Source organism: Aeromonas sp. 5HA1 (assembly GCF_029237245.1).
Taxonomy (GTDB): domain Bacteria; phylum Pseudomonadota; class Gammaproteobacteria; order Enterobacterales; family Aeromonadaceae; genus Aeromonas; species Aeromonas salmonicida.
On the sequence record NZ_JAACFW010000026.1, the window covers coordinates 35,249 to 47,351 of the forward strand.

12 protein-coding genes are annotated in these 12,103 nt (G+C 59.6%); 10 read left to right on the plus strand and 2 right to left on the minus strand.

Annotated elements, in window-relative coordinates:
• Positions 1-3: 3 nt before the first annotated feature.
• Both GWQ27_RS19210 and GWQ27_RS19215 read left to right on the plus strand, forming a co-directional pair.
• Positions 4-1,593, plus strand: coding sequence for an alpha-glucoside-specific PTS transporter subunit IIBC (locus GWQ27_RS19210; RefSeq protein ID WP_275908086.1), 1,590 nt, complete (start codon positions 4-6; stop codon positions 1,591-1,593).
• On the plus strand, positions 1,590-2,915 hold the full coding sequence (locus GWQ27_RS19215; protein WP_275908087.1) for a 6-phospho-alpha-glucosidase: 1,326 nt from the start codon (positions 1,590-1,592) through the stop codon (positions 2,913-2,915). Before GWQ27_RS19210 ends, GWQ27_RS19215 begins: the two co-directional genes overlap by 4 nt.
• An 80-nt stretch (positions 2,916-2,995) precedes the next feature.
• On the opposite strand, the gene GWQ27_RS19220 is transcribed toward GWQ27_RS19215, so the two are convergent.
• Complete coding sequence (locus GWQ27_RS19220) at positions 2,996-4,000, minus strand: substrate-binding domain-containing protein (RefSeq protein WP_005320642.1); 1,005 nt, start codon at positions 3,998-4,000, stop codon at positions 2,996-2,998.
• Positions 4,001-4,435: 435 nt separating this feature from the next.
• Here GWQ27_RS19220 and GWQ27_RS19225 point away from each other — a divergent pair, with 435 nt between their 5' ends.
• The 6 genes from GWQ27_RS19225 (at position 4,436) to GWQ27_RS19250 (ending at position 10,149) form a co-directional block, all read left to right on the plus strand.
• Complete coding sequence (locus GWQ27_RS19225) at positions 4,436-5,557, plus strand: branched-chain amino acid ABC transporter substrate-binding protein (protein WP_021139526.1); 1,122 nt, start codon at positions 4,436-4,438, stop codon at positions 5,555-5,557.
• 63 nt (positions 5,558-5,620) lie between these two features.
• A complete protein-coding gene (gene livH / locus GWQ27_RS19230; RefSeq protein ID WP_275908088.1) occupies positions 5,621-6,547 on the plus strand; it encodes a high-affinity branched-chain amino acid ABC transporter permease LivH in 927 nt (308 codons plus the stop codon).
• Positions 6,544-7,812 carry a high-affinity branched-chain amino acid ABC transporter permease LivM gene (locus tag GWQ27_RS19235; protein ID WP_005320647.1) on the plus strand — a complete coding sequence of 423 codons (1,269 nt, stop codon included), beginning with the start codon at positions 6,544-6,546 and terminating at the stop codon, positions 7,810-7,812. Before livH ends, GWQ27_RS19235 begins: the two co-directional genes overlap by 4 nt.
• Complete coding sequence (livG, locus tag GWQ27_RS19240) at positions 7,809-8,585, plus strand: high-affinity branched-chain amino acid ABC transporter ATP-binding protein LivG (protein WP_275908089.1); 777 nt, start codon at positions 7,809-7,811, stop codon at positions 8,583-8,585. Before GWQ27_RS19235 ends, livG begins: the two co-directional genes overlap by 4 nt.
• A 10-nt stretch (positions 8,586-8,595) precedes the next feature.
• The gene (locus tag GWQ27_RS19245) at positions 8,596-9,297 is read left to right on the plus strand and encodes an ATP-binding cassette domain-containing protein (RefSeq protein ID WP_005320651.1); all 702 of its coding nucleotides are present in this window, start codon (positions 8,596-8,598) and stop codon (positions 9,295-9,297) included.
• Between the two features lie 3 nt (positions 9,298-9,300).
• Positions 9,301-10,149 (plus strand): AraC family transcriptional regulator, encoded by an 849-nt coding sequence (locus GWQ27_RS19250; RefSeq protein ID WP_275908090.1) that lies wholly within the window; start codon positions 9,301-9,303, stop codon positions 10,147-10,149.
• Here the strand turns inward: GWQ27_RS19250 and GWQ27_RS19255 are convergent.
• Positions 10,128-10,721 (minus strand): LysE family translocator, encoded by a 594-nt coding sequence (locus GWQ27_RS19255; RefSeq protein ID WP_265431603.1) that lies wholly within the window; start codon positions 10,719-10,721, stop codon positions 10,128-10,130. The genes GWQ27_RS19250 and GWQ27_RS19255 overlap by 22 nt on opposite strands.
• 169 nt (positions 10,722-10,890) lie before the next feature.
• Between GWQ27_RS19255 and glpE the strand changes: the two genes are divergently transcribed.
• Both glpE and glpG read left to right on the plus strand, forming a co-directional pair.
• Positions 10,891-11,214: a thiosulfate sulfurtransferase GlpE gene (glpE, locus tag GWQ27_RS19260; RefSeq protein WP_096117913.1), complete on the plus strand. Its 324-nt coding sequence runs from the start codon at positions 10,891-10,893 to the stop codon at positions 11,212-11,214.
• Positions 11,211-12,044, plus strand: a complete 834-nt coding sequence (glpG, locus tag GWQ27_RS19265) for a rhomboid family intramembrane serine protease GlpG (RefSeq protein WP_265458000.1) — start codon at positions 11,211-11,213, stop codon at positions 12,042-12,044. Before glpE ends, glpG begins: the two co-directional genes overlap by 4 nt.
• Positions 12,045-12,103 lie beyond the last annotated feature (59 nt).

Here is a 12,103-nt window from a genome sequence, read left to right on the forward strand (position 1 = left end):
TATATGCTCAGTCAAATTCAACGCTTTGGCGGAGCAATGTTTACTCCTGTACTACTGTTTCCATTTGCAGGTATGGTAGTGGGCATTGCAATCATGCTGAAAAATCCCATGTTCGTGGGAGAGGCGCTGGCAAACCCGCAAGGTTTGTTTTTTCAAATAGTACATATTATTGAAGAAGGTGGCTGGACCGTATTCAGAAACATGCCGCTGATATTTGCCATTGGTTTGCCGATTGGGCTGGCAAATAAGGCGCAGGCACGAGCCTGTCTCTCCGTCCTGGTCAGCTTCATGACCTGGAATTATTTCATCAATGCCATGGGGATGACCTGGGGCGACTATTTCGGAGTCGATTTCAGCCAGACGGTCGGCGGTGAAAGCGGCCTGGCCATGGTGGCCGGGATCAAGACGCTGGATACCAGCATCATAGGGGCCATCGTCATCTCGGGTATCGTCACCGCCCTGCACAACCGCCTGTTTGATCGACAGCTTCCCGTCTTTCTCGGCATCTTTCAGGGCAGCTCCTTTGTCACCATCATCGCCTTCTTCGTCATGATCCCCTGTGCCTGGCTGACCCTGCTGGGGTGGCCCAAGGTACAGATGGGTATCGCCTCCCTGCAGGAGTTCATGCTGATTTCGGGCCCGCTCGGTGTCTGGGTCTACACCTTCCTCGAGCGTATTCTTATCCCGACCGGCCTGCATCACTTCATCTATGGCCCCTTCATTTTCGGCCCGGCCGCGGTGGAAGGCGGCATCCAGCTTTACTGGGCCCAGCATCTGCAGGAGTTCAGCCAGAGCACCCGTCCGCTCATCGAGCTGTTCCCCCAGGGTGGCTTCGCCCTGCACGGCAACTCCAAGATCTTCGGGGCCATGGGGATTGCCCTGGCCATCTATGCCACTGCCGCCCGTGAAAACAAGGCCAAAGTGGCCGGTCTGCTGATCCCGGCAACCCTGACCGCCATGCTGGTGGGCATCACGGAGCCGCTGGAGTTCACCTTCCTCTTCATCTCGCCTCTGCTGTTTGCCATCCATGCCCTGCTGGCTGCCACCATGGCCACCGTCATGTACCTGTTCGGCGTCGTCGGCAACATGGGCGGCGGCCTGCTCGACCAGTTCCTGCCGCAGAACTGGATCCCCATGTTCCACAACCATGCCGGCATGATGTTTACCCAGATAGCCATAGGCCTGGCGTTCACCGGACTCTGGTTCCTGATATTCAGAAGCCTCATTCTGAGATTCAATTTAAAAACCCCGGGACGGGAAGACAGCGAAATAAAGCTTTATTCAAAAGCAGATTATCAGGCAGCCAAACAACAGCGGGGTGGTGATATTGCGACTCAAATCATCGAAGCACTCGGCGGCAGCAAAAATATAAGAAGCCTGAATAATTGTGCCACCCGATTAAGAATGTCGCTGATAAATGCCAGCTCGGTCGCAGCAGATGAAGTTTTCAAACAACTGGGCGCCCATGGAGTGGTTCGTCATGGCGACAGCATTCAAATAATCATAGGTCTGCATGTGCCACAGGTACGTGAAAATATGGAATCGATAATGAACAACCCCACTCAATCCTCTTCTTTCGTAACGGAGTCATGAACATGAAAAAATTCTCTGTAGTCATCGCCGGCGGCGGCAGCACTTTCACACCGGGTATCGTCCTCATGCTGCTCGAGAACCAGCATCGTTTCCCGCTCAAGGAGATCAAGTTCTACGACAACGATGGTGCCCGCCAGGAAGTCATCGCCGAGGCATGCAGGATACTGCTGAAAGAGAAGGCACCCGAGATTGCCTTCAGCTACGGTACCGATCCCAAGGCCGCATTCAGCGAAGTGGATTTCGTCATGGCCCACATCCGGGTCGGCAAATACCCCATGCGCGAGCTGGACGAGAAGATCCCCCTGCGCCACGGCGTGGTCGGTCAGGAGACCTGCGGCCCGGGCGGCATCGCCTACGGCATGCGCTCCATCGGTGGCGTGCTGGAGCTGGTCGATTACATGGAGCAGTACTCCCCCAACGCCTGGATGCTGAACTACTCCAACCCGGCCGCCATAGTGGCGGAAGCAACCCGTCGCCTGCGCCCCAACGCCAAGATCCTGAACATTTGTGACATGCCTATCGGGATCGAGGGCCGCATGGCCCAGATCGCCGGCCTTAAATCCCGTAAAGAGATGCGGGTGCGCTACTACGGCCTCAACCACTTCGGCTGGTGGACCCGCATCGAGGATCTGGCAGGCAACGACCTGATGCCGACGATCAAGGAGCACGTCGCCCGCCACGGCTATGTGCCCAACAGTGCCAGCCATGCCGAGGCAAGCTGGAACGATACCTTCGCCAAGGCCAAGGATGTGTGGGCACTCGATCCGGATACTCTGCCCAACACCTACCTGAAGTACTACCTCTACCCTGACTATGTGGTGGCCCACGCCAACCCGGAACATACCCGCGCCAACGAGGTGATGGAGCACCGCGAGAAACAGGTGTTCAGTGCCTGCCGCGCCATCGTCAAAGCGGGTCACTCAGAAGCGGGCGAGCTGGAGATCGACGAACACGCCTCTTATATAGTGGATCTGGCCACCGCCATCGCCTTCAACACCCAGGAGCGGATGCTGCTGATAGTCCCCAACCGGGGGGCCATCAACAACTTCGACCCCGAGGCCATGGTCGAAATCCCCTGCCTGGTGGGCAGCAGCGGGCCCGAGCCCTTGCAGGTCGGCGATATCCCCCTGTTCCAGCAAGGCTTGATGGGCCAGCAGGTGGCCGTCGAGAAGCTGGTGGTGGAAGCCTGGGTCGAGCGCTCTTACCAGAAGCTGTGGCAGGCGATCACCTTGTCCAAGACGGTGCCGAGTGCCTCGGTGGCGAAGGCCATCCTGGATGACTTGGTGGCCGCCAACAAGGATTTCTGGCCAGCGCTGCAATAAATCGCCCGCAAACAAAAACCCCCTCGGTAAAGAGGGGGTTTTTCGTGGTGCCGACTATGCCGTGCAATACGGCGTGGCGGTCAGCGCAGGGATTTGACCGAGCGACGGACGATAAGCTCGGGCTCTACCGTCATGGACTCGACTTCCAGCGCCTTGTTGCGGATGCGGCTCACCAGATGCTTCACCGCCAGCAGGCCGAGCTCGGCCTTGGGGTGGCGTATGGTGGTGAGCGGCGGGCTGGAGAAGCGCGCCATTTCCACGTCGTCATAGCCGATCATGGAGATATCATCCGGCACCTTGACCCCGGCTTCCCAGGCAGCGCAGATAGCACCTATGGCCATGGGATCATCGAAGGCAAACACAGCTGTCGGGCGAGGCGTGAGGGCCAGGATGCGCTGCATGGCATCGAAACCGCTCTGGCTCTCGTAATCCCCTTCGAAGATCTGCTCCTCTTTCAGAGTCAGACCCTGCTCGCCCAGGGCATCGCGTACCCCGGCCAGTCGCTGCTGGGTGGTCGGCTTGGAGATCTGGCCCGTGATACAGACGATGTCCGTGTGACCCTGCTCCAGCAGATGGCGCACGGCCAGACGCGCACCTATGCGGGCGTTGTCATTGATCACGTTGGCGAAATCGCACTCGGTTCCCCAATCCAGCACCACTTGTGGCACATTCTTGTGGATGCGCAGCATGTCGCGCAGCGGGGTGTCGATGTCGGTCCCCAGCACCAGCAGGCCATCGACCCGCTTCTCCATCAGCATTCTCAGGTAATGCTGCTGGCGGGGCGGCTGGTTTTCGGTGTTGCACAGGATCAGGCTGTAGCCCTGCTCGAAGCAGTAAGCTTCGACTCCTTGCACCACTTCCGCAAAGAAGGGGTTGGCACTGGTGGTCACCAGCATGCCTATGGTCTTGGTTGAGTTTATCTTGAGGCTGCGCGCTACCGAGTTGGGCGCGTAGTTGAGTTCTGCCACCGCCTCAAGCACTTTTTGGGTTGCATCTTCGCTAACCCGACGGGTGTGATTGAGTACATGTGAGACGGTGGAGATGGATACGCCTGCGCGCGAGGCGACATCCTTGATAGTGGCCATCTCTGTCTCCTGAATATCAAAGGCGGAACATTAGCAGATTTCCCGAATAAAGGCTTGGTTTTAACGGGCACTGCCAATGATTTGTCAATGCTGGCTAATCTAGGAGGTCACCTCCATTTGCGCAAACGGATTTTGGTCAAATTGGGAGCAGAGTCAGAGTAAAATATCGTCAGTTTTTTCCTCTACTATTTGCCACCAGTACACCTTGTTGTGAAGATGTTAACTGGATAAATCAGCATCAACACCCGCACAAACTAACAATATCAGTTATTTGTTTCAAAAAAGCCCTGTTCCCCCCTCTCTGGTTAGTATCTTTAACAGCTTGTTATTGCCCAGCGAGGAATGATAGAACCATACCTATTGCCGGACTGGCGGGATCCTGGTTCGGAATGACACACGGAAAATGAAACAATCCACTGATTAAGGGACGAATCGATGAATAAGTTGAGCAAAATTGCAGTCAGGACAGCGGTTTCTATGGCTCTGTTCGGATCGGTATCGCTGGCCCATGCGGCAGACACCATCAAGATCGGCATCGCCGGCCCCGTGACCGGCCCGGTCGCCCAATACGGTGACATGCAGTTCACCGGTGGCAAGATGGCGGTCGAACAGATCAACAAGGCTGGCGGTATCGCAGGCAAGCAGATCGAAGCCGTCATCTATGACGATGCCTGCGATCCCAAGCAGGCGGTGGCGATCGCCAACAAGGTGATCAACGACGGGGTCAAGTTCGTGGTCGGCCACCTCTGCTCCGACAATACGCTGCCAGCCTCCGACATCTATGAAGATGAAGGCGTGCTGATGATCACCCCCGCTTCCACCAACCCCAAGATCACCGAACGTGGCTACCAGCTGACCCTGCGCACCATTGGTCTGGACAGCGATCAGGGCCCGACTGCCGCCAAGTACATCATCGAGCAGGTCAAGCCCCAGCGCGTGGCCGTCATCCACGACAAGAAGCAGTACGGTGAAGGCATCGCCTCCAGCGTGAAAGCCTCGCTGGATAAAGCCGGCGTGAAAGTGGTGGCGTTCGAAGGCATCACAGCCGGTGACAAGGACTTCTCCGCCCTGATCGCCAAGCTGCAGAAAGAGAACGTCGACTTCATCTACTACGGCGGCTATCACCCCGAGCTGGGTCTGATCCTGCGCCAGTCGGCCGAGAAAGGGCTAAAGGCCAAGTTCATGGGTCCGGAAGGGGTAGGTAACAAGGACATCTCCGCCATCGGTGGCCCGGCTTCAGAAGGCCTGCTGGTCACCCTGCCGAACAAATACGATCTGGTGCCGGCCAACGCCCCGCTGGTCGCCGCGTTCAAGGCCAAGGGACAGGACTCTTCCGGTCCCTTCGTCTGGACCACCTACGCCGCGGTGCAAACCCTGGCTGCCGGTATCGCCAAGGCGGGTGAAGATGACCCGGCTGCCGTCGCTGCCGCCATCAAGGCCACGCCGATCGAGACCGTCATGGGCACCCTGAGCTGGGCACCGAGTGGCGACCTGAAAGGCTTTGAATTCGGTGTGTTCCAGTGGCACGCCGACGGTACCTCCACTCAAGTCAAATAATCTGCCGGTCGGGGTGACGTGAGTCACCCCTCCCTTCTTGCGGGCAAGCACAGGGAACGTAGTATGTCCGAACACCTCCTTTACCTGATTCAGCAACTGCTGAACGGGTTAACCATAGGTAGCACCTATGCGTTGATCGCCATCGGCTACACCATGGTCTATGGCATCATCGGCATGATCAACTTCGCCCACGGCGAGGTTTACATGATCGGCTCCTATGTCGCCTTTATGGTGATGGCCGGGCTCATGATGATGGGCATCGACAGCACCTTCCTGCTGCTGGGAGGCGCCTTCCTGGTCAGCATCATCATCACCGGAACCTATGGCTGGACCATAGAGCGGGTCGCCTATCGCCCGCTGCGGGGCGGCAACCGCCTCATCCCCCTCATCTCCGCCATCGGCATGTCGATCTTCTTGCAAAACATGATGCGAATGGCGCAGGGCTCGCGGGATATCGCCATGCCCACTCTGATCTCCGGGGGCTGGACCCTGGGTGGAGAAGACGGCTTTCAGGCCAGCCTCTCCTACATGCAGCTCATCATCTTCGTGGTGACCTTCATCACCATGCTGGCACTCACCCAGTTCATCGGCCGATCCCGTATGGGACGGGCCTGCCGGGCCTGTTCGGAAGATATCAAGATGGCCAACCTGCTGGGGATTGATACCCATGTGGTCATCTCCATCACCTTCGTGCTGGGGGCCACCCTGGCCGCCGTCGCCGGCGTGCTGCTCGGCATGTACTACGGCGTCATCAATCCCTATCTCGGCTTTATGGCCGGGCTGAAAGCCTTCACCGCGGCTGTATTGGGCGGCATCGGCAGCATACCTGGCGCCGTGCTCGGTGGCCTGCTGCTGGGGGTGGTTGAAGCGCTCACCGCTGGCTATCTCAGCACCGAATACAAGGATGTGATGGCCTTCGTCCTGCTGATCGGTGTCTTGCTGTTCATGCCCACCGGCATTCTGGGTCGTCCGGAGGTCGAAAAAGTATGAAACATCAATTTATTCATGCCTGCATCGCCAGTCTGGTGCTGATGGTGCTCTCCTTCTGGTTGCTTGGTTTTCGGCTCGAGACGGAAGGCAGCCAGTTGCTGGTCGTGAGCCGCCTCGACATATCGCTGGCCTGGCTGGTGGGTGGCGCGGCACTGGTGTTCTGGTTCCAGCTGTTGCGTGGCCAGATCGGCAGATTGTTTCAGGCCTCCATCAGCGGCTTCTCCACCGGTTTCACCAAGCTGGTGCTGCCAAGCCCGGAAGAGGCGCCACGGCTCTACAATGTCACCGCCATTCTGGTGCTGCTGTTTGCGGTGAGCTGGCCCTTCATGGCCTCTCGCGGTGCCATCGATCTGGCGACCCTGGCGCTGATTTACATCATGCTGGGGCTGGGGCTCAACGTGGTGGTCGGTCTGGCTGGCCTGCTGGATCTGGGCTATGTGGGCTTTTACGCCGTCGGCGCCTACAGCTATGCCCTGCTCAACACCTATTTCGGCCTGAGCTTCTGGGAGTGCCTGCCCATCGCAGGCCTGATGGCCGCCACCTTCGGCTTTTTGCTCGGCTTTCCAGTATTGCGGCTACGGGGGGACTATCTGGCCATCGTCACCCTGGGGTTTGGCGAGATCATCCGCATCCTGCTCAACAACATGACCAGCCTCACCGGCGGCCCGAACGGCATCTCCGGCATTCCCAAGCCGACCCTGGCTGGACTGGAATTCAACCGTACCGTCAAAGATGGGGGCTTTGGTACCTTCCACGACTTCTTTGGCATCGCCTACAACGCCAACCACAAGGTGATCTTCCTCTATCTGATGGCACTGGTGCTGGTTGTCGCCACCCTGTTCGTGATCAATCGCCTGCTGCGCATGCCATTGGGCCGAGCCTGGGAAGCGCTGCGGGAAGACGAAATCGCCTGCAAGTCCCTGGGGCTGAACCCCACCATCATCAAGCTGACCGCCTTCACCATAGGCGCCACCTTTGCGGGGTTCGCCGGCAGTTTCTTCGCCTCCCGTCAGGGGTTTATCAGCCCTGAATCCTTCGTCTTCATCGAGTCGGCCATAGTGCTCGCCATCGTCGTGCTGGGCGGCATGGGCTCCCAGATAGGGGTGGTGCTGGCGGCCATCGTCATGACTGTGCTGCCGGAGCTGGCCCGTGAATTCAACGAGTACCGCATGCTGATGTTCGGCCTCTTGATGGTGTTCATGATGATCTGGCGGCCACAAGGACTGCTGCCGATGACCAGACCTCACCTGGAGCTACAAAAATGAGCGCGAATCAGAACAAGTTGTTGGAAGTCTCTGATCTGTCGATGCGCTTTGGTGGACTGCTCGCAGTCAACGGCGTCAAGCTGGATGTCGACAGGGGGGAGGTCATCTCCATCATAGGGCCGAACGGCGCGGGCAAGACCACAGTCTTCAACTGCCTGACCGGCTTCTACCGCCCGAGCGGCGGCACCATCCGCTACAAGGGTGAGGAGATCCAGGGGCTGCCCGGTCACCTCATAGCGCGCAAGGGAATTGTGCGCACCTTCCAGCATGTGCGGCTGTTCAAGGAGATGACAGCGGTGGAGAACCTGCTGGTCGCCCAGCACAGGCACCTCAACACCGGCTTTATCGCCGGTCTGTTCAAGACAGCGGCCTTTCGCCGTGCCGAGCTGGAGGGGCTGGAACAGGCCGCCTTCTGGCTGGAGAAGGTAGGGCTCAAGGATCTCGCCAATCGGGCCGCCGGCAACCTGGCTTATGGTCAGCAGCGCCGCCTCGAGATAGCCCGCTGCATGGCGACCCGGCCCGACCTGCTGATGCTGGACGAACCGGCCGCCGGCCTCAACCCGAACGAAACCGATGAGCTGAACGATCTCATCATCAGCTTGCGGGACGAATTCGGTGTCTCAGTGCTGCTGATTGAGCACGACATGAAGCTGGTGATGGGCATCTCCAACCGCATCTTCGTGGTCAATCAGGGGGCGCCGCTGGCCCACGGCAAGCCGGATGAGATCCGCAACAATCCGGCTGTGATCAAGGCCTATCTGGGCGAGTCGTAAGGAACACAAGATGTTAGAACTTCGCAACGTATCGACCCACTACGGCAAGATCCAGGCGCTGCACGACGTCAGCGTCGAGGTAAAAGAGGGGGAAATCGTCACCCTGATCGGCGCCAACGGTGCTGGCAAGACCACCTTGTTGATGACGCTGTGCGGCGAGCCCAAGCCCAGCAGCGGCAGCATCTGGTTCGAGGGGGAGCAGATAAGCTCCCTCAGTACGGCCCGCATCATGCGCAAGGACATAGCCGTGGTGCCGGAGGGGCGCCGCATCTTCGCCCGCCTGACGGTGGAGGAGAACCTGCTGATGGGCGCCTTCTTCGTCGACAAGGAAGAGCAGCACGGCCTGCTGGATCAGGTGTTCACCCTGTTCCCCCGCCTGCACGAGCGACTGCAGCAAAGGGCCGGCACCATGTCCGGCGGCGAGCAGCAGATGCTGGCCATAGGCCGCGCCCTGATGAGCAAGCCGCGCCTGCTGCTGCTGGACGAACCCTCGCTGGGGCTGGCCCCCATCGTCATCCAGCAGATCTTCGACACCATAGAGCAGCTGCGCCAGAAAGGGATGACCATCTTTCTGGTGGAGCAGAACGCCAACCAGGCGCTCAAGCTGGCCGACCGGGGCTATGTGCTGGAAAACGGCCATGTGGTGCTGCAAGACTCGGGGGCTGCCCTGCTGGCCAACCCGGCCGTTCGGCAGGCCTACCTGGGTGGTTAACCCATGAGCAGAGCCAGGGTGGAGGCGGATCACCACAGCTTCTGGCGTGACCCTGCCCTGCCGTTCATAGAGGCGCGAGCGGTGCAGGATGGCCGCCGCGTCTGCTATGAAAAGCACAGCCACGCCCATTTCTCCATTGGCGCCATCACGGGTGGTCACAGCCACTATCTCAACCAGCAGACAAAACAGGAGGTCAACGCAGGCACCCTGGTACTGATGAACCCGGAAGAGGTGCATGCCTGCAACCCCATCGCCGATCACCCCTGGTCTTATCTGATGTTCTACCTCGATACCGACTGGCTGCGCGGCCAGCAGGAGGAGGCCGGGCTGGGGGCCCATTTTCGCCCTTTCGACATGACGGCCAGTCGGGATCCCGTGCTGTATACAGGTTTGCTACGCCTCTATCGTACTTTGCAAGATGGCCAGCAAGATCGCCTCGCCAAGGAGGTCGCCTGCCACCTGTTCAGCCACCAGCTGCTGGCAAGGCTCACGCCCGCCAGATGGAGCGAGCCACCGCCCCTGCATCTGAGGCGCGCCGCCGAGCTGATAAAGGACGAGTATGCGACGCCCCTCACCTTGCAGCACCTGAGCACAGTCGCCGGGCTGACCCCATCCCACTTGGTGCGAGTATTCAGCCGCCATTTCGGCATGACCCCGCACGCTTACCTGCTCAACCAGCGGATACGCCAGGCCCGAGCCCTGCTCGCTCAGGGACGGCCCCTGGTCGAGGTGGCATTGGCGACGGGCTTCTCCGATCAGGCCCACTTCCAGCGCCAGTTCAAGCGGCTGGTCGCCGCGACCCCGGGTCAATACCAGTCGCAGAGCCTTCCTCAAGGTTCCAGAACCAGATAAACGGCACTGAGCAACAGCAACATGGCCATCGCCCGGTTGAACCAGCGCAAGCGGTGAGGCGAGAGCAAAACTGCCTGCAGACAGCTGCCGACATAGGCCCAACAAGCGATAGAAACCAGACAGATCACCAGATAGAGGCTGGTAAACCACACTATCTGGCCCACATCGCCCACGGCTCCATAGGCCCCCATCCCCATGCTGGCCGCCAGCCAGGCCTTGGGATTGAGCCACTGCATCAGGGCGCCGTATAAAAAAGCGGGTGGCGTGCCGCCTTCACGCTCTATCTCTCCGCTGTCCATCATCAGCAGCCAGGCCATGTAGCACAGGAAGAGGATGCCTCCCCAGCGGATGCCACCGAGCGCCACTGGCCAGTGCGACAGGGCAGCGCCGAGACCCAGCCCCATCAGCAGCAACAACAGGATGAAACCCAAGGTGGCCCCCACCACATGGCGCAGGCTGGCGCGAAAACCATATTGCGCTCCCGCACTGAGGGCGACCAGATTGACCGGCCCCGGAGAGATGGACATGGCCAGGGCAAACCCGGCCATGGATAACAACAGACTCATTTCCATGGATAATGCTCGTTGAAGATATCGAGATCTCACCCTACCCATGAGCCTGGTTCTGATATTGAAGAAAATTGCGATCTTCCCGACGGGACGACCGGACACATTGCGGGCTTAGCACCAGCGCAGGCTTGCGGTAAACTGGCCTCCAGTTACCTATTCGCAGGACATGCAAATGGACCAGTTTGCCCATATCAGTGCCCATGATGCCCACCAGAAGCTCGCTGCCGGTGAAGCCCGCCTCGTGGATATTCGCGATCCCCAATCCTTCGAGGCAGCCCATGCGGTCGGTGCCTTCCACCTCACCAACGGCACCCTGGTGCGCTTCATGGACGAGGTGGATTTCGACACCCCTGTCATCGTGATCTGTTATCACGGCAACAGCAGCCAGGGGGCTGCCCAGTACCTGCTGCAGCAGGGGTATGACGAAGTCTATAGCCTGGATGGCGGCTTCGAGGCGTGGCGCCGGGAGTTTCCCATCGAGGCAGGCGACGCATGATCCAACTGCTGGTGCTCGACAACGCCCGCATGGCCCAGGCGCTGGTGGACTATCTCGCCACCCTCGGCATCTCGTGCGAGCTGACCCAGTCAGAGCTCGGCGTCTCGGTCTGGCTGGCGGATGAACAGCGCCTCGCCCAAGCCCAGCTGGAGGTGAAGCGCTTTCTGGCCGATCCGTCCCATCCCCGCTACATGGAGGCCTCCTGGCAGTCGGGTCAGGCGGATGCCCGCATCGATTACAGCAAGGGGATGACGGATCCCGTCACCGATTTCCTCCATCAGGCGGGGCCACTGACCCTGGTGGTGATCATCGCCTGTCTGGCCATCTATGCCCTGGATGCCATCGGCCTGCCCATCTTCGACGAGCTGGCGTTCCACCCGACCCTGGCCCAGTTCACCGACTGGCAGGCGTGGCGTTACTTCACCCCGGCCTTTATCCACTTCTCGATACTGCATCTGGTGTTCAACCTGCTGTGGTGGTGGTATCTGGGGGGCCAGATAGAGCAACGCCTCGGCAGCGGCAAGCTGCTGGTCCTGTTGCTGGTGGGGGCGGCCCTGCCCAATATCGCCGAGTTCTTCGTCAGCGGACCGCTGTTTGGCGGCCTCTCCGGTGTTGTCTATGCCCTGCTGGGCTACTGCTGGCTGCGCAGCAAACTGCAGCCGGCCTGCGGTATCACCCTGCCACCGGCCCTGATGGGTTTCATGCTGTTCTGGCTGGTGCTCGGCTTCTTCGACATGCTTGGCACCAGCACCGCCAACATGGCCCATCTGGTGGGCCTGCTGGTGGGCCTGCTGCAAGGCTGGCTGGACAGACACCACCAGCCTGCCTGACGGCCGGGCCCGGTCGCAGAAACGAGAACGCCGCCTCGAGGGGCGGCGTTTTTTATGGT